This is a genomic window from Mucisphaera sp. (assembly GCF_965279675.1).
In the GTDB taxonomy this organism is placed as follows: domain Bacteria; phylum Planctomycetota; class Phycisphaerae; order Phycisphaerales; family Phycisphaeraceae; genus Mucisphaera.
In genome coordinates this window covers 1,297,711-1,313,460 of sequence record NZ_CBDIIJ010000002.1, presented here as the reverse complement: position 1 = coordinate 1,313,460, position 15,750 = coordinate 1,297,711, and the positions used below count along the sequence as shown (strand labels likewise).

Annotated in this window: 16 protein-coding genes; 9 read left to right on the top strand and 7 right to left on the bottom strand. The window is 64.0% G+C overall.

What is annotated here, in order from left to right; genetic code table 11:
- Positions 1-10: 10 nt before the first annotated feature.
- The 3 genes from ACQZAB_RS05745 (at position 11) to ACQZAB_RS05735 (ending at position 1,349) form a co-directional block, all read left to right on the top strand.
- Positions 11-511: a GNAT family N-acetyltransferase gene (locus ACQZAB_RS05745; protein ID WP_428387894.1), complete on the top strand. Its 501-nt coding sequence runs from the start codon at positions 11-13 to the stop codon at positions 509-511.
- A gap of 187 nt (positions 512-698) precedes the next feature.
- Positions 699-1,037: a hypothetical protein gene (locus tag ACQZAB_RS05740; protein WP_428387892.1), complete on the top strand. Its 339-nt coding sequence runs from the start codon at positions 699-701 to the stop codon at positions 1,035-1,037.
- 84 nt (positions 1,038-1,121) lie between these two features.
- Positions 1,122-1,349 carry a hypothetical protein gene (locus tag ACQZAB_RS05735; protein ID WP_428387891.1) on the top strand — a complete coding sequence of 76 codons (228 nt, stop codon included), beginning with the start codon at positions 1,122-1,124 and terminating at the stop codon, positions 1,347-1,349.
- Between the two features lie 116 nt (positions 1,350-1,465).
- On the opposite strand, the gene ACQZAB_RS05730 is transcribed toward ACQZAB_RS05735, so the two are convergent.
- Together ACQZAB_RS05730 and ACQZAB_RS05725 are read right to left on the bottom strand one after the other, a co-directional pair.
- Positions 1,466-4,795, bottom strand: coding sequence for an efflux RND transporter permease subunit (locus tag ACQZAB_RS05730; protein ID WP_428387889.1), 3,330 nt, complete (start codon positions 4,793-4,795; stop codon positions 1,466-1,468).
- Positions 4,792-6,141: an efflux RND transporter periplasmic adaptor subunit gene (locus tag ACQZAB_RS05725; protein WP_428387888.1), complete on the bottom strand. Its 1,350-nt coding sequence runs from the start codon at positions 6,139-6,141 to the stop codon at positions 4,792-4,794. The genes ACQZAB_RS05730 and ACQZAB_RS05725 overlap by 4 nt, the downstream gene beginning before the upstream one ends.
- A 312-nt stretch (positions 6,142-6,453) precedes the next feature.
- Between ACQZAB_RS05725 and ACQZAB_RS05720 the strand changes: the two genes are divergently transcribed.
- Positions 6,454-7,401, top strand: a complete 948-nt coding sequence (locus tag ACQZAB_RS05720; protein ID WP_428387887.1) for a LysR family transcriptional regulator — start codon at positions 6,454-6,456, stop codon at positions 7,399-7,401.
- On the opposite strand, the gene ACQZAB_RS05715 is transcribed toward ACQZAB_RS05720, so the two are convergent.
- The 3 genes from ACQZAB_RS05715 to pyk are packed head-to-tail and all read right to left on the bottom strand — an operon-like array spanning position 7,367 to position 10,566.
- Positions 7,367-8,506 carry a 5-(carboxyamino)imidazole ribonucleotide synthase gene (locus ACQZAB_RS05715; RefSeq protein WP_428387886.1) on the bottom strand — a complete coding sequence of 380 codons (1,140 nt, stop codon included), beginning with the start codon at positions 8,504-8,506 and terminating at the stop codon, positions 7,367-7,369. The genes ACQZAB_RS05720 and ACQZAB_RS05715 overlap by 35 nt on opposite strands.
- Entirely contained in the window at positions 8,503-9,006 is a 504-nt protein-coding gene (purE, locus tag ACQZAB_RS05710) for a 5-(carboxyamino)imidazole ribonucleotide mutase (protein ID WP_428387884.1), read from the bottom strand. The genes ACQZAB_RS05715 and purE overlap by 4 nt, the downstream gene beginning before the upstream one ends.
- Positions 9,007-9,030: 24 nt before the next feature.
- Positions 9,031-10,566, bottom strand: coding sequence for a pyruvate kinase (gene pyk, locus ACQZAB_RS05705; RefSeq protein WP_428387882.1), 1,536 nt, complete (start codon positions 10,564-10,566; stop codon positions 9,031-9,033).
- Positions 10,567-10,725: 159 nt separating this feature from the next.
- Between pyk and ACQZAB_RS05700 the strand changes: the two genes are divergently transcribed.
- The 5 genes from ACQZAB_RS05700 to ACQZAB_RS05680 all read left to right on the top strand — a co-directional run bounded on the left by ACQZAB_RS05700 (position 10,726) and on the right by ACQZAB_RS05680 (position 14,297).
- Positions 10,726-11,667, top strand: a complete 942-nt coding sequence (locus ACQZAB_RS05700; RefSeq protein WP_428387880.1) for a DUF3473 domain-containing protein — start codon at positions 10,726-10,728, stop codon at positions 11,665-11,667.
- 163 nt (positions 11,668-11,830) lie between these two features.
- On the top strand, positions 11,831-12,250 hold the full coding sequence (locus ACQZAB_RS05695; RefSeq protein WP_428387878.1) for a hypothetical protein: 420 nt from the start codon (positions 11,831-11,833) through the stop codon (positions 12,248-12,250).
- A gap of 2 nt (positions 12,251-12,252) precedes the next feature.
- Positions 12,253-12,480 carry a helix-turn-helix transcriptional regulator gene (locus tag ACQZAB_RS05690; RefSeq protein WP_428387876.1) on the top strand — a complete coding sequence of 76 codons (228 nt, stop codon included), beginning with the start codon at positions 12,253-12,255 and terminating at the stop codon, positions 12,478-12,480.
- A 106-nt stretch (positions 12,481-12,586) separates the two neighbouring features.
- Positions 12,587-13,111, top strand: a complete 525-nt coding sequence (locus ACQZAB_RS05685; RefSeq protein ID WP_428387874.1) for an RNA polymerase sigma factor — start codon at positions 12,587-12,589, stop codon at positions 13,109-13,111.
- Entirely contained in the window at positions 13,101-14,297 is a 1,197-nt protein-coding gene (locus ACQZAB_RS05680) for a hypothetical protein (protein WP_428387872.1), read from the top strand. Before ACQZAB_RS05685 ends, ACQZAB_RS05680 begins: the two co-directional genes overlap by 11 nt.
- Before the next feature lie 77 nt (positions 14,298-14,374).
- Here ACQZAB_RS05680 and ACQZAB_RS05675 read toward each other — a convergent pair whose 3' ends face one another.
- Together ACQZAB_RS05675 and trmB are read right to left on the bottom strand one after the other, a co-directional pair.
- The gene (locus ACQZAB_RS05675) at positions 14,375-14,881 is read right to left on the bottom strand and encodes a protease complex subunit PrcB family protein (RefSeq protein WP_428387870.1); all 507 of its coding nucleotides are present in this window, start codon (positions 14,879-14,881) and stop codon (positions 14,375-14,377) included.
- A 93-nt stretch (positions 14,882-14,974) separates the two neighbouring features.
- A complete protein-coding gene (trmB, locus tag ACQZAB_RS05670; protein WP_428387869.1) occupies positions 14,975-15,679 on the bottom strand; it encodes a tRNA (guanine(46)-N(7))-methyltransferase TrmB in 705 nt (234 codons plus the stop codon).
- Between the last annotated feature and the right edge of the window lie 71 nt (positions 15,680-15,750).

The following is a 15,750-nucleotide window of genomic DNA, read 5'->3' as shown; positions in this document are numbered from 1 at the left end:
TCCTATCCCGATGGCCGCCGTGACCCAACCAGACAGCCACCTCCGGATCGCCCCCGCCAACCTCGACGACCCCGCGGAGGCCCAGGCGCTGCTCGAACTGATCGAGGCCTACGCCCGTGAACCGATCGGCTTGGGCCGTGCGCTCGATCGCGGCGTCCGGGCCGTCCTGATCGACCGCCTGCGTGCGCACCCGGCGACCGAAGCCCACCTCTGCCGGCTCGGACCCGAGCCCGTCGGCTATGCCATCACGCTGCTGAGCTTCTCGACGTTCAAGGCCGCCTCGGTCCTCAACATCCACGACCTGGCCGTGCTTTCGGGCCATCGCGGCCGGGGGGTGGGCCGCGCCATCCTTGATTACCTGCACGAGCGGGCCTGCCAATCGGGCTGCTGCAAGCTGACGCTGGAGGTCCGCGAGGACAACCCGGCCCAGCGACTTTACCGCCGAGCCGGCTTCGGACCGGGTGACGCGAACGAGCATTTCTGGACCAAATGGTGCCGGAACGAGCCATAAACAAGCAAAAATCGACCCGATTCCCCCCGGTTAGTTGCCCATTTCTTGCGCATTGCTAACCCCCCATGCTCGCGCCATGCCTAGTATCCATGCATTGGGATGGGCCTAGGGCATATCCTGATGCGATGGCACGAGATTTGCGGCCCAAGCCACAAACCGCCTAAACCGTTCAACTGTGAGCCCCACCATGATCAGGGCAGACAACACCCACCGACTCGAAACCATGACCCACGCGATCGAGGACACCGTTCTCACCGTCGCAGAGGACTCTCACGCCCACCGGTACATGGACGATCTGGCCCAGCTGCTGGGCCGTGTCCACGAGCTGCGTGACGCCTTTGCGCCGTCACCGGCCAACCGGGGTCACGACGAGGTCGATGGCGAGACCCCGCTGCTGGAGGACGGCCTTCAGGAGCTGTCACATCGGAGCATCTGGCTCGAGCACAACGCTCGGACCCAGCAGGACGAGCACCTGGCCCGCGCGTTCGAGGGTCTTTCGCTGCGGCTTTCCGAGCCGGCGGCCTGAGTTCTCCAGCGCGTGGCACAGCGGCATCCGCTTCAGGGTCAGCCGGGGCCGAGACACGGGGGCGTGCTCGCTCTAACATCCTGTATGAAGTGCAACATTGATCGTCGCGGCCAGAGACTAAGAACCACGCTGGGGTCGCTCCACGTCGTCGCGGCGATCGTGCTCGCGGTATTGATGCTGACGGGTGTGCTGGTTTCGGCCTGGTGGTGGGTTGCGGCGGGGGTGATCTTCGCGGCGGGGGCGTTCATGATCTTCGAGGGCGTCAACGGCTGGTGCGCCGTGCGGGCGATGGGGTTTCAGACGCCGATTTAGCCCCCCCCCCCCGCCGCCTGAGACCTACGGACATCGGGGGGTCTGTTGGATCTGTGAAGCACAGCCGCGGTGACACACCGCGGCTCGAACGAGCGGGGCTGATTGGCGGCTGAAGCTCAGGTGTGGACGAGGTTTTCTTCGGCGACATAGCCTTCTTCTTCGACCTGGGGGATTTCGATGGGCCGATGGTCGGGGCGGGGTCGAGGGCGGCCGTGCCAGAGGTAGTAGGCAAGGTTGGCCAAGTCTTCGAAGATCAGCAGGAGACAGGGCAGCAGGAGGAGGATGAGGAAGGTGGCTGAGAGCAGGCCGGCGGCGATGGAGATCGCCATGGGGATGAGGAAGCGGGCCTGGAAGGAGGTTTCGAGCAGGAGCGGGGTGAGGCCGAGGACGGTGGTGATGGTGGTGAGGGCGATGGGTCGGAGGCGTGCGCGGCCGGCTTCGACGAGGGCTTCGCGGAGTTCGGCGCCGCGTTCGAGCATCTGGTTGACGAACTTGACGTAGATGAGGGAGTCGTTGACGACGATGCCGGAGAGGGCGATGAAGCCGATGAGGCTGAGGAAGGTGATTTCGTAGTTGAGGAACCAGTGTCCCCAGACGACGCCGATGATGGCGAAGGGCACGCCGGTGAGGACGAGCAGGGGCTGGATGTAGCTGGAGAAGAGCCAGGCGAGGATGACGTAGATCATCACCATGGCGGCGAGGAAGCCGTAGGGGAGGGAGGCGAAGGCGTCGGACTGTTGTTCCTGGCGTCCTGCGAAGGTGAGTTCTACGCCGGGGTGCTGCTGCTGGAGGTGCTGCCAGTCGGAGAGGCCGGTTTCGGGGTCGGGGGTGGTGAGGTCGCCGGTGACGAGTTCGGGTGAGAGGCCGGGGATGGTTTCGGCGGTGACGGTGACGGCGCGTTCGCGATCGACGCGGGTGATGGAGGCGTAGGTGAGGGCTTCTTCGACGATGGCGATCTCGGAGAGGGGGACGGCGCGTCCGTCGGGGCTGATGACCCACATGCGTTCGAGGGCGCCGAGGTCTCGTCGGGTGAGTTCGTCGAGGCGGACGCGGACATCGATGTCTTCCTGGCGGGCGGAGAAGACGTGGGCGTCGATGCCGAAGAGCGCGGCGCGGACCTGCTGGGCGACGTTGACGGCGTCGAAGCCGAGGGCGGCACCGGAGGGCGTGACGGTGAAGCGGAGTTCGACCTGCCCGAGGTTCTGGTCGTCGAAGATGTCGAAGACGCCATCGAAGCCGGCGAGGGCCTGTTTGACGTCGATGACGGCGGCCTCGATCTGTGTCTGGTCCTTGCCGGAGGCGCGGATGGTGATGGAGGGTCCGCCTGGCCCGCCTGAGAGTTCTTCGAAGGTCAGACGTTCGGCGCCGAGGTTCTTGTCGGCGAGTTCGGCGCGGATGCGGGCGACGACTTCGGTGGAGGGGATGTCGCGGTCTTCGACGGCGACGAGTTCGACGAACATCTGGGCGATGTGGGGGGCGTCGCTGGTTTCGCCGGTGTCGAGGTTGGCGGTTTCGCCGAGGACGGAGGTGGTGGACTTGACCTCGGCCTGGTTGTTGACGGCGGCTTCGATGTCGCGAACGGCGCGTTCGGTGGCGGTGAGGGAGGTGCCGATGGGCATGCGGAGATTGACGAGGATGGTTTCGGCGTCGTTCTTGGGGAGGAATACGAAGGGGACGTGGTTGCCCTGGACCATGCCGAAGGAGACGGCGAGCACGGCGACGGCGATAGCGAGGCTGAGGTAGCGTCGGCAGAGGGCGATTTCGAGGACGTGCGCGTAGGCGGGGATGAGTCGGTCGTGGATGAGGGTGTCGCGCCACTTCTCGAAGCGGTCGGAGAGGGAGGGTTTTTGGTCTTTGAGGCGGGCGAGTCGTTCATCGCGTTTTTTGAGGCTGTGGCCGAGGTGGCTGGGGAGGATGAGCAGGGACTCGATAAGGCTCATGAAGAGGGCGCAGGCGACGACGGCTGGGAGGGCGCCGAGGAGGTCGCCGATGCGGCCTTCGATGAAGGTGAGTGGGAGGAAGGCGACGATGCTGGTGAGGACGGTGGCGACGACGGGCCATGCAACCTGGCGTCCGCCTCGGACGGCGGCGAGGAGCGCGGGTTCGCCGCGGTCGTGCCGGGCCTGGATGTTCTCGGAGACGACGATGGCGTCGTCGACGAGGAGTCCCAGGACGACGATTAGGCCGAACATGGTGAGGAGGTTGAGGGTGATGTCGGCCCATGCCATGAGGACGATGGTGCCGGCGAGGGCGGTGAGAAGGCCGACGCCGACCCAGAGGGCGACGCGCCAGTTGAGGAAGACAAGGACGGTGAGGAAGACGAGGGCGGCCCCGGCGTAGGCGTTGCGGAGCAGGAGGTCGAGTCGGCCTTCGACGAAGCGTGCGAGGTCGGAGTTGGTCTGGATCTGGGCGTGGGTGGGCAGCGCGGTGGCGGCGTCCATGCCGAGTCGCCAGGCCTTGAGGCGGTCGGTTTCGGGGATGATGCCAGCGACGGCGAGTCGGTCGGCGATGGAGGCAGAGACGAAGTCTTCTCCGGTGCGTGCGGCGACGTAGGCGCGGACCATTTCGGCCATGCGGACGATGTCCTGTCGTCCGACCTTGTAGACGGTGAGGCTGGCGGAGGGTCTGCCGTTGTAGCGGACGCGGATCTGGGTATCGACAAAGCCGTCGCTGATGGTGGCGATGTCTTCGAGTCGGATGACGCGTCCGTCTTCTCGGGTGAGGACGGGGATTCGGCGCATGGTGTCGGCGGACTCGAGGACGCCCATGGTGCGCACGCGGATGTTGCCGGAATCGCCTCGGACGGTGCCGCCTGGCACTTCGAGCATCCATGAGCGGACACGGTCGGCGACGGCGGGGAGGCTGAGGCCGTGTTCGACGAGGGCTTCGGCCTGGACGTCGACGCGGAGTTCGTAGCCGCGGACGCCTTCGATGCGAGGGTCGCCCATACCTTCGAGGGTTCGGAGGTCGTCCTGCACGCCTCGGATGGCTTCTTTGAGGACGGGTTCTTCGTAGTCGCCAAAGATGGTGACACGGATGACGGGTAGTTCGGGCTCGAAGAGATCGACGCGGAGTTCTTCTGCTTCTTCGGGCAGGTCCTGGAGGGAGTCGATGGTTCGTTCGACTTCATCGACGGCTTCATCGACGTCGATGCCTTCGCGGAAGACGACGATGATGGAGCCGCCGCCTTCGGAGAGGGTGGTTCGGAGCTCGTCGACTTCGTCGAGTTCGACGAGTGCGTCTTCGACTTTGATGGCGAGGGTTTCTTCGACTTCCTCGGGGGTCGCGCCGGGGTAGGGGAGGCTGACGGCGGCTTCGGTGGGGTCCTGCTCGGGGAAGAACTCTTTGCGGAGGGAGAGCCCGTAGAAGAGGCCGGCGAGGAGGATAGCGGCCATCAGGAGGTTGACGGGGACGGGTTTTTCGACGCCGAAACGGATGAGGTTCAAGGGGTGCCCCCCACCTCATCATCAATGGCGGCGGCGGTTGTGGTCTGGAGGGTTCTGGGTTCGACGGCGAGGCCGTCGCGCAGGAGGGTGGTGGCTTCGGCGACGATGAGGTCATCGGCCTGGAGGTTGGAAGCGTGGTCGAGGACGACCCATTCGGGGATGCCGAGGTCGATCGGGGGTTGCTGGAGGGTGTAGCGGACGGTGACGGCTCGGCTTTCTAGTTGTCCGTCGTTGATGACGTAGAGACGGCCGGCGCGGACGGCTCGTCGGGGGACGGCGAGGACGTTGGGGGTTGGGCTGCCGAGGACTTCGACGGCGACGAAGAGTCCGGGGGAGAGGGTGTCGGCGTCGCCCGGCTGGGCGTCGGGTTGTTCGACGAGGGCGTAGGCGGTGAGGGTTCTGGTTTGCGGGTCGTCGGTGGGGTTGATGCGGTCGATGCGTCCGATCCATGAGCGCGAGGGATCGGAGGCGGAGACGATGCGTGCCTGGTCGCCTACGGCGAAGCGGCCGCGGGCGGAGGCGGGGAGTTGGATGGGGACTTCGATGCGGGTGAGGTCGACGACCTCGGCCAGGGTCTGTCCGGCGGTGACGCTTTCGCCGACGTCAAGGTCGAAGGTGGCGAGGACGCCATCGATGGGGCTGACGACGTTGCTGCGTTCGACGCTGAGGTTGAGGAGGGCGAGGCGTGCCCGGGCGGCGGCGGCGCTGGCCTGGAGGGCGGCTCGTCGGGCGGGCAGGCCTTCGAGGGATTCGGCGGCGGTGAGGTGTTCTCTTCGGAGGAGGAGGGTTTCTCTTTCGGCGCGTTCGACATCGGCGACGTTGGCGGCTCTGCGTTCGGAGAGGTCGCGGAGTCGGTCTTCCTGTCGGATGGCGATGGCGAGGTCTTCGTCGAGGAGTTCGAGTCTTTCGGTGAGTCGGCGTTCTTCGACGGCGAGTCGGTCGATTTCGGCGCTGAGCCGTTCGATTTCGCGTTGCTCGGCGTCGACCTGCTGCAGGAAGTCTCGGGCGTCGAGTCGGATGATGGTCTGGTTTCTGGAGACGGGGGTGCCGGCGTCGATGCCTTCGGGGATCTCGGCGACGGCGCTAACGACGCGGGCGGGGATGTTGGCTCGGGAGACGGCGACGGCGCGGCCATAGCCCTGCCAGGGTCGTCGGACGGTGACGGGCTGGAGGTGGAAGGCGGGGACGTTGAGTCGGTCGCGGTTGGGGTCGACGCGTGCGGCTTCGGTGCGCGCGGCGATGAGGAGGCTCATGATGCCGAGGCCTGCGGCGAGGACGAGGGCGGCGACGACGACGCGTGTGATCGTCGAGATTGGGATTTTGAGCTTTTCCTTGCTCGATGTCATAGGGCGTTCGTCCTTGAGAACTAAGGTCGGAGTTTAGCCGCTGGTATGGCGCAAAACCGTGGTGCGGTTTGGCTCTCGGACGGCGTTGAAGCGGTTGGGTTATCGGTGCTCTGGGTGGGTGCGGGGGTGCTGCCGTCGCGGCAGCAGGCGAGCACTTTATCTGTTTTGTGGGCGGAGGCGCTTTCGCGTTTCTTGGAATCGTGTGTAAGACATTCTCTAAGTTGAGTTTAGCCTTATTTTTGTGATGACTGCTGGTGCTGGCGGGCTACTATGAGCTATTCTTTCATAGAAACTAATGAATAGGTTTTAGCGGTGAGTCAGCTTAATTTTCATCATCTATATCACTTCTGGGCGGTCGCGAGTGAGGGGAGCATTGCTCGCGCTTCTGAGCGTCTAGGGGTTTCCCCGCCGACCATCAGTACTCAGATCAAGGCCCTTGAGGTGGCTTTGGAGGAGCCGCTTTTTCATCGTCGGTCGCGGCGGATGGAGTTGACCGAGACGGGTCAGAGTGTGTTTGAGTATGCGGATGAGATTTTCTCGCTGGGCAATGAGTTGGTGCGTTCGGTTCAGAGCGGGGGTATTTCGCGGAAGGGTCAGCGGATTGCGATCGGGATCACGGAGTCGATGCACAAGCTGATTGCGCGGGAGATCATCAAGCCGATTCTGGATCATGAGCAGCCGCCACGGATTGTGTGTCGTGAGGGTTCGCTGGAGCAGTTGCTGCTGGATCTGGCTTCTTACCGGCTGGATCTTGTGATTTCTGATGAGCCGGCGCCGGCGGCGAGTTCGGTGAAGGTGTTCAACCACAGTCTGGGTAACACGGGGGTTGCGTTTCTTGGGGTAGGTGAGTTGGCGGCGCGTTATCGGGACTCTTTTCCGCAGAGTCTGAATGAGGCGCCGCTTCTGGTTCCGACGGAGCGTAATGCGCTGCGGCGTCTGCTGGATCAGTGGTTCCACAAGCTGGGGATTTTGCCTCGGATTGTGGGTGAGTTTGAGGACACGGCGCTGAGTAAGTTTTTTGCGGCGGATGGGGCGGGGATCATTGCGGTGCCGCAGGTGGTCAGCGAGGCGACGGCGAAGCAGTTCAATCTTGAATCGATTGGCGTGAGCGAGGATTGTCAGGAGAGTTTTTACGTGATCAGTCCGGAGCGGAAGCTGAAGCATCCGGCGGTGATCGAGCTGACAACGCATGCCCGCGACGATCTATTTGAGCAGACGCAGTCGCTTAGTCTTGAAGCAACGCCGAACGGGCTTGGGTGACGGCCTGAGCGGCGGCATCGGGGGTTGGGCAGAGGGTGGTGAGGTGTCCCATTTTTCGTCCGGGTCGGGCGGCGGCTTTGCCGTAGATGTGGAGGGCGATGCCGGGTTGTGCGGCGGCGGCGGGCCAGTTGGGTGGCCGGTCTGACCAGAGGTCGCCGAGGAGGTTGGCCATGGCGGCGGGGGATCGGAAGGTGGGGTCGCCGAGGGGTAGGCCGCAGATGGTACGGACCTGTTGTTCGAACTGGCTGGTAGCGCAGGCTTCGATGGTGAGGTGGCCGGAGTTGTGGGGTCGGGGGGCGAGTTCGTTGACCATGAGCTGGCCGTCTTCGAGGACGAAGAGTTCGACGCAGAGGACGCCTACGAGTTGGAGCTCGTTGGCGATGCTGGTGGCGAGCTCGAGGGCGTGGGTCTGGGTGACTTCGTTGAGTCCTGCGGGGTAGGTGCTGATGTCGAGGATGTGGTTGGCGTGCTGGTTGTGGATGGGTCCGTAGAGGGCGGTCTGTCCGTCGTGGGTGCGGGCGATGATGACGGAGACTTCGCGTTCGTAGGGGACCCAGGCTTCGCCGACGCAGGGGACGTTGCCGAGGTCGCTGAAGGCGGCGAGGGCTTCGGCGGAGGTGGTGGTGACGATCTGGCCTTTGCCGTCGTAGCCGGCGGCGGCGGTTTTGAGGACGCGGCGGTGGTTCCACCAGTCGGGTTCGGCGTTGATATCGTCGGGGGTTTGGACAACGCGGATGTCGGGGAGGGGGCAGCCGACGGCGGCGAGGAAGGCTTTTTCGCGGGCGCGGTCCTGGGCGATGGCGAGGATGTGTGAGGAGGGGTGGACGGTCTGGTGGGCTTCGACGGTGCGGATGGTGTCGAGGGGGATGTTTTCCCATTCGAGGGTGACGCGGTCGGAGCGGTTGGCGAAGTCGGTGAGGGCTTGGGTGTCGTTCCAATCGGCGCGGATGTGCTCGTCGGTGACCTGGGCGGCGGGCGGGTTTTCGGCGGGGTCGTAGACGAGGACGCGATAGCCCATGCGTTTGGCGGCCTGTGCGAGCATGCGTCCGAGCTGTCCTCCGCCGAGGACGCCGAGTGCGGCACCTGGGAGGAGGGTGTGGGTCATTGGAGCTTCTGGCTCCGGCTGTCTTTGGCCTGCTGGTCGGCGTAGTCGGCGAGGGCTTGGGCGAGTTGGGGGTTGTTGGTGGCGAGGATGCGTGCGGCGAGGAGGGCTGCGTTTTTGGCTCCGGAGGTTCCGATGGAGAGGGTGGCGACGGGGACGCCGGCTGGCATCTGGACGATTGAGAGGAGGGAGTCCATGCCGGAGAGGGCTTTGGACTGGACGGGCACGCCGAGGACGGGGAGGGTGGTGTGGGCGGCGACCATGCCGGGGAGGTGGGCGGCTCCGCCGGCTCCGGCGATGATGACTTTGAGTCCTCGGTCGCGTGCGGCTTTGGCGTAGTCGGCCATGTCGTCGGGGGTTCTGTGGGCGGAGACGACGCGGGTTTCGTGGGGGATCTGGAAGTGTTGGAGGAGTTCGGCGGCGAGGCTCATGGTGGGCCAGTCGGACTGGCTGCCCATGATGACGCCGACGTGGACGGGTGGGTTGGCGGCGGGATCGGTCATGTTTGGATCCTACTCCAAAGCGACCTATTCCTGTCCGGCGCTATCTGGCAGGCGGCAGCGGTCGCCGAGGTAGTGGACCTGGACCTGGTTGGTGACGCCCGGGACGCCGATGGGCTGGCCTTTGACGATGACGATGGGGTCGCCTGGGTCGCCCCAGTGGTTGGTGACGAAGAGCTGATCGACGGCGTCGATGAATTCGGAGGTGCCGGGGGGTCGGTCCATGTGGAGGGGGATGACGCCGTGGAGGAGCGTCATCTGTCGGAGTGCCTGGGTGCTTGAGCTGATGGCGTAGATGGGGACGGGGAGTCGGTTCTGGGCGAGGTAGCGTGCGCCGCCGCCGAGCTCGGACCACATGACGACGGCTCTGGGGTGGATGTCTTCGACGATGGACTTGACGGCTCGCGCGAGGGCTGCGGTTCGGTATTTGGAGCCGCGGAGGTTGGTGTCGCGGAGTCCGTAGGCATCGGGCTGTTCGGCGACGAAGCGTTCGGTGACCTCGGCGGTGTGTTTCATCATGTAGACGGCCTGGACGGGGAATCGTCCGACGGCGGTTTCGCCTGAGAGCATGATGGCGTCGGCCCCGTCGCAGATGGCGTTGGCGACGTCGGAGATTTCGGCTCGTGTGGGGGTGGCCTGTTCGATCATGCTCTGGAGCATCTGGGTGGCGACGATGACGGGTTTTCCGAGTCGGTGGCAGGTTTCGATGATGCCCTTCTGGATGACGGGTACGCGGGCGAGGTCCATCTCGACGCCGAGGTCGCCTCGCGCGACCATGATGCCGTCGGCTGCTTCGACGATGTCGCCGAGGGCGTCGATGGCCTGGGGCGTTTCGATTTTGGCGATGACGGGGAGTCGGCTGGTGCTGAATCGTGTGGCGTTGTCGCGGCCGCGGTCGCGCATGAGGTCGAGGAGTTCGGTGACGTCGGCGGCTTTGCGGACGAAGCTGAGGGCGATGTAGTCGAGTCCTCGCTGGATGGCCCAGTCGAGGCATTTTTTGTCGTAGTCGGTGACGGAGGGTGCGGATATGTCGGAGTCGGGGAGGTTGACGCCTTTGGCGTTGGAGATGCGTCCGCCTTCGGTGACGCGGCAGTGGAGTCGTGCTCCTTCTTCGGCTTCGATGCGGTCGATGGCGAGGAGTCGGACGGCGCCGTCGTCAATGAGGACGCGTTGGCCGGCTTCGACTTCTTCGACGAAGGCGGGGTAGTTGGTGCTGAGGAGGGTGAGGTCGGTCTGTGAGTCTCGGTGTCCGACCTGTGATTCGGTGGTGAATTCGACGCGGTCGCCGACGTGTAGGTCGAAGCCGCCGGCGTCGAGTTTGCCGAGTCGGATTTTGGGTCCGCAGAGGTCGCCGAGGACGCCGATGGGGATGTTGAGTCGTTCGGAGACGAGTCGGATGACGGAGAGTGAGGCGTCGAAGGCCTCGAAGTCGCCGTGGGAGAAGTTGATGCGGAAGGCACGGACGCCTTCCTCGATGAGCCGGGTGACGGTCTCTTCGGCGATGGAGGCGGGTCCGATGGTGGCGAGGATTTTGGTGAGGATGGCCCGGCTGGGGTCGATCACGTTTTGGTCTCCGAGCACGGGCGTGTTTGGCCGGTGTGTTGGGGCTTTCGGGCCGGTAACCTGCGGGAAGGCCCGTCCACCCCCCTTTTCATCGGGTTGCGGCGGCGGGACTCACGCGTGGCCGGTCGGACGGCCGACTAGCGGTGTATGCAAGCGTGCGTGGATAAGTTATCGGCCGATCCGGGGTGTGTGGGCGAGCCTCTTCGATTCCTCACGGTGGATGTGGAGGAGGTGTGGCAGACGGAGGTGGCTCGGGCGGTGGTGGATCGGTCGTCGTGGGATGAGCGTGAGGCCCGGGTGGAGATCGGGACGCGGGCGGTGGCGGAGATGATGGCGGGTTGTGGGGTGAGGGGGACGTTCTTCTTTCTGGGGTGTGTGGCGAGGCGGCATCCGGGGTTGGTGAAGGAGATCGCGAGGGGGGGGCATGAGATCGCTTGTCATGGGGATCAGCATGACCATCTGAGTCGGCTGGATGCGGTGTCGATGCGGGCGGATGTGGAGCGGTCGCGGAAGACGCTGGAGGACCTCGTGGGTGAGGCGGTGGTGGGGTATCGGGCGCCGACGTGGTCGGTGACGCGGCGGACGGCGTGGGCGGTGGATGTGCTGGCGGAGGCTGGGTTTGTTTATGACGCTTCGGTCTTTCCGACGGTGCATCCGAGCTACGGGGTGCCGGAGGCGCCGTTGGGGCCGTTTCGGCTGAAGGGCTGGGCTGGGGGTCGGGAGCTGTTGGAGGTCCCGCCTCTGATGTGGCGGGTGGGGAGACGGAAGCTGCCGGTGGCGGGTGGGGGGTATTTCCGGTTGCTGCCGTCGTGGCTGATGGAGCAGGGGATTGCGCAGGCGGGTCGTGAGGGGCGACCGGCGGTGGTGTATGTGCATCCGTGGGAGTTTGATGGGGCGCAGCCGCGGCTGGGGCTGGGCTGGCTGAGCCGGGTGCGGATGTATGCGGGGGTGTCTTCGGCGCTGGGGCGGCTGGAGAAGGTGGTGCGGCGGTTTGAGGGCTGGGTGCCGATGCGTGAGCGGCTGGGGGTGTTGTCGGGGATGGCGGGTAGGGGTGGGGTGGTGGTTTTGGGGGATGGGGAGGCGTCCAGGCGGGTGGCTTAGGGGCCTTTTTCGAGTGTCTGAGGGGGCTTTTGGCGGGTATCTGTCTGAATTTTTGGACTTAGTATCAAGATCACTTGACACGCATTTGATGTCAATTATACTTGACTCTGCGTCAATGGGACGCGACATCGAATTGAAGGCTCTTAACCAGGAGATGACTGTGATGAGTGGTTCTTTTACCGAGAAGAGTGTCTGGGTTCAGTTGGTGGTGATGCTTGGCGGGCTGGGTCTGTATGCGACGGCGGCGCTGCGTATTTACAACAACGCGGTGTATGACATGGGTGCCTACGTGCCGCTGATGATTGGCGCGGTGATTGGGCTGGTGGTGCTGCTGGCGGTGGCTCATGCGTTGGTGGCGGCGATTGGTGGTGCGGAGGATCGGGACGAGCGTGATCGGATGATCGCCTGGAAGGCTGCCTACCGGTCGTCCTGGGTGGGGTCGCTGGGTGCGATGGTGGCGGTGCTCTGTCTGGTTCAGGGCCTCGAGCCTGTGATTGCGACACATGTGTTGATTGTTTCGCTGGGGTTTAGCCATGTGGTGGATATGGGGCTTCGTCTTGTTGCTTATCGAATGGGTGCTTGATCGTGGGAAAGTCGAAGCTGGTGATCAAAAACCGTATTCGGGCGCTGCGTTTTCAGGCTGATGAGATGACGCAACAGGACTTGGCGAACCGCGTGGGTGTGAGTCGTCAGACGGTCAACGCGATCGAGGCGGCCAAGTATTCGCCGTCGTTAGAGGTGGCGTTTCAGATCGCGGCGGTGTTTGGGTGTTCTGTGGATGACGTTTTCTGGCGTGATGATCTGGGCAGTTGATTGGCAAGATAGGTGGCTTCATTGACTGACTGCCCTTCTTGAATCGCTCAACTCCTGTAAGAACCAGCGCGTTGCGGGTACTCATCTCTTCCGAAGCGAGGTTGTTTTGGTTGAGCGTGATGCCAGCTCGGTGTTTCTGGATTGGCTGGGTCGGTATGGGCCGGCGGTGGTGAAGGTGTCGCGGGCTTATGCGGTGTCGGAGGAGGAGCGGCAGGATCTGGCTCAGGAGATTCTGTTGCAGGCGTGGCGGTCGGTGGAGCGGTTTGAGGGTCGGTCGGCGGCGTCGACGTGGTTTTACCGGGTGGCGCTGAACACGGCGATGAACTGGAAGCGGAAGGATGAGCGGCGGCGGCTGGCGCAGAAGCCGCTATTTGATGTGGCGGTGGTGGAAGCTGAGGGGGAAGAGGCGTCGGAGCGGGCGGAGCGGCGGGAGGTGGTGGAGCGTTTGTACGGGGCGATTCAGCGGCTGCCCAAGGGGGATAAGGCGTTGGTGCTGTTGTATCTGGAGGAGCTGAGTTACCGGGAGATGTCGGAGGTGCTGGGGATTTCGGAGAGTCATGTGGGGGTGAAGCTGAACCGGGCGAAGAAGGCTTTGCGAGAGCTGATGGAGGTGAACCGCGATGGTGACTGATCCTTTGCAGGAGGCGTGGCGGGTGCATGGGGAGGAGATACGGGTGGCGGCGGACACCGAGGTGTTGTTGCGCGAGCTGCGGCGGAATCAGCGTTATCTGGATGCGGTGCTGCGGGCACGGGACTATGGGGAGGTGAGGGTGGGTCTGCTGCTGATCCCGGTGTGGTTTGCGTTGACGCTTTGGCTGGAGGAGCCCTTGTGGACCTGGTATCTGGCGGTTCCGGGTTTTATCTGGCTGGTGGTGTTCATGCTGGTTTTCCGGTTTCGGTATGGGAAGTTGCGGAGCGGGCCTGAGGATTCGCTCATCGAAAGCGTGAGGGAATCGGTGCGTCAGATTGACGATCAGGTGTGGCTGCTGCGGCACGTGTGGTGGTGGTATCTGCTGCCTTTGCTGATTCCGATGCTGGTTTGGACGTTGCACCTGGGTTGGGCCTTGTCGTCGGATGGGGTGTTGGAATCGGTGGTGATGACGGCCATTCTTGTGGTTTTTCTTGTTGGGTTGGATGTGTTTGTTTACCGGGTGAATCAGTCTGCGGTGCGTCATGAGTTGGAGCCGCGGCGTAAGGAGTTGTTGGCGTTGCTAGCAAGTCTTGAAGGCACAGATGATGGCGAGGATGCTGTGATGCTGAAGCGAGATCGGCGGTTTGGTTTTGGCGGGTATCTGTTCATGGTTCTGGCGGCGTGCCTGATTTCGGCGCTTGTGCTGCCTGTGGGTTTGGCGGCGACAGAGCTGGTGCGGACAGCGATCGCGGATGAGGACCTGACGATGGATTCGTTGTTGCGGACGGAGGGGGAGGGTTATCCGCGGCTGTCGCCTTTTGAGGCGATTATTTGGGGCGAGGAGGAGGAGGACGTGATTCCAACGGTGAAGGTGGATGGGGTGTGGTATTTCCTGGGGTCGATCGATGCGGTGCCAATCGATGATCTGGTGGCGTTCAGCCGGGAGACGTTCGGGGATCGGTGGCAGAAGCGTATTGATGAGGACCTGGTGGAGGTGATGTCGAAGATGGGGCATGCGCCGGGTGCGTCGGTGCGGCTGGGGATGGTGTCGGTGGAGGGGGGCGATTTTGTGTCGGTGGTTGTGGTGATGACGGAGGCGAATCGCCAGGCGATCTGGCGGGCTCGGCGGGCGGCGGAGGAGGGTGGGGCTGGCGTCGAGGAGGTTATTGAGCCGGAAGCGGAGTGAATGTGCTGTCTTTGGGCCAAGTAAAAACCCCGGATGGTGGTCCGGGGTTTTTTGTGGGTTGGTTGGTGGCGGCTGTGTTATTCGGGTCGGGGGGCGCCCATGAGGCCTTCGATGTCGGAGCGGATGGTGACGCTCTGGATTTTTGGGACGACGGCGGCGGCGAAGGGGTGGGAGATGACCTGCGAGACCATCTGGTCGGCGGCGGGTCGGTTGGCTTTGCCCTGGACGACGACTTCGGTGCCTTCGCGTTGGATGGCGTCGATCGAGGCCCAGTAGCCGCCTGTGGGTTGCTGGCCGAGGGCGAGGACGATGATGGACTGGCTGTTGAAGTCGACGGCGAGGTCGGCGAGGGGTGAGTTGTCGTAGCCGTTGAGGTCGGCGGGGTCGTTGATGACGAAGAGGCCTGGGTCGGGGAATTCCTCGCTGTCGCCTCGGACGGTTTCGAGAATACCGAGTGGCTTGGCGAGGTCGATGGCGGCTTCGGCGGCTGAGGCTTGCGTGGTTTGGTCTTTGTTGAACAGGGCACAGCCGGTGGCGGCGGTGAGGCTCAGCGCGAGGATCAGACCTGAGGTGACTCGATGCATCTTTGAGGCTCCAGAAAAACCGCGGATCGTGAACGGATCACTATAAGGTGATCTCGTGGCGTCGGCGAGTGTCGGCCGGGTCAGGATGGGGGGTTATTGGGGTCGTTTGCGGAGGATCATGCCGTGGAAGGATCGGCCTTCGTCGCGGTATTTTCTTTCGAAATTGCTGCCGACGACTTCGGCCTCGCCGGCTGAGGCGGGTGGTCGGTAGGGGAGGCGATCGAAGAGGTGCTGTGCCTGGGAGGCGTGGTCTTCCATCCAGGCGAAGTAGTCGGCGTGGTCGGTGGCGATGCGGAACTGTCCGGATTCGGGGTCGTCGGGGTGGGGGTCGACGAGGATGCGGTGGACCTGCTGGAGGTTCTGGAGGCAGAAGAAGCGTCGCTTGTGGTGGCGTTTTTTGGGCCAGGGGTCGGGGAAGTAGAGGTGGACCTGGCGGAAGACGGCGGTGGGCATGAGAAACTGGATAAAGACGGCGGCTTCGGCGTGGACGGCGCGGGCGTTGGGGAGGTTTCGTCGGCGGAGGCGGTCGGCGGCGTAGCGGTAGAAGGCTCGGGCGTATTCGAGGCCGACATATCGGACGCTGGGTTCGGCGAGGGCCTGCTGGACGAGGAAGGTGCCTTTGCCGGAGCCGATTTCGAGCTCGATGGGGGTGCTATCGGGGGTTTGGGCCGGCTGATCGGGTGTTTGGAACCAGGTTTGGGGGTGGATGGGGCCGTCGTCGATGGCGGGGAGCTGCTCGGCGTCGATGCCCCATGAGCCGGGGTCTAAGCGGGATACCTGGTGGACGGATTGGGGCATGAGATGAGTTTAGCTGAGCTTGCGTCCGAGAAACGGGGTCATGAGGCTAGCCGGTCGGTGGATGGAGAAAT

What these genes read in the sequence shown, in the direction of transcription:
- ACQZAB_RS05680 (WP_428387872.1), top strand. Translation starts at nt 13,101, where the DNA reads ATGGTGACTGATCCTTTGCAGGAGGCGTGGCGGGTGCATGGGGAGGAG.
- purE (WP_428387884.1), bottom strand. Translation starts at nt 9,006, where the DNA reads ATGACCGATCCCGCCGCCAACCCACCCGTCCACGTCGGCGTCATCATG.
- trmB (WP_428387869.1), bottom strand. Translation starts at nt 15,679, where the DNA reads ATGCCCCAATCCGTCCACCAGGTATCCCGCTTAGACCCCGGCTCATGG.
- ACQZAB_RS05695 (WP_428387878.1), top strand. Translation starts at nt 11,831, where the DNA reads ATGAGTGGTTCTTTTACCGAGAAGAGTGTCTGGGTTCAGTTGGTGGTG.
- ACQZAB_RS05745 (WP_428387894.1), top strand. Translation starts at nt 11, where the DNA reads ATGGCCGCCGTGACCCAACCAGACAGCCACCTCCGGATCGCCCCCGCC.
- ACQZAB_RS05715 (WP_428387886.1), bottom strand. Translation starts at nt 8,506, where the DNA reads ATGACCCACACCCTCCTCCCAGGTGCCGCACTCGGCGTCCTCGGCGGA.
- ACQZAB_RS05740 (WP_428387892.1), top strand. Translation starts at nt 699, where the DNA reads ATGATCAGGGCAGACAACACCCACCGACTCGAAACCATGACCCACGCG.
- ACQZAB_RS05735 (WP_428387891.1), top strand. Translation starts at nt 1,122, where the DNA reads ATGAAGTGCAACATTGATCGTCGCGGCCAGAGACTAAGAACCACGCTG.
- ACQZAB_RS05725 (WP_428387888.1), bottom strand. Translation starts at nt 6,141, where the DNA reads ATGACATCGAGCAAGGAAAAGCTCAAAATCCCAATCTCGACGATCACA.
- ACQZAB_RS05675 (WP_428387870.1), bottom strand. Translation starts at nt 14,881, where the DNA reads ATGCATCGAGTCACCTCAGGTCTGATCCTCGCGCTGAGCCTCACCGCC.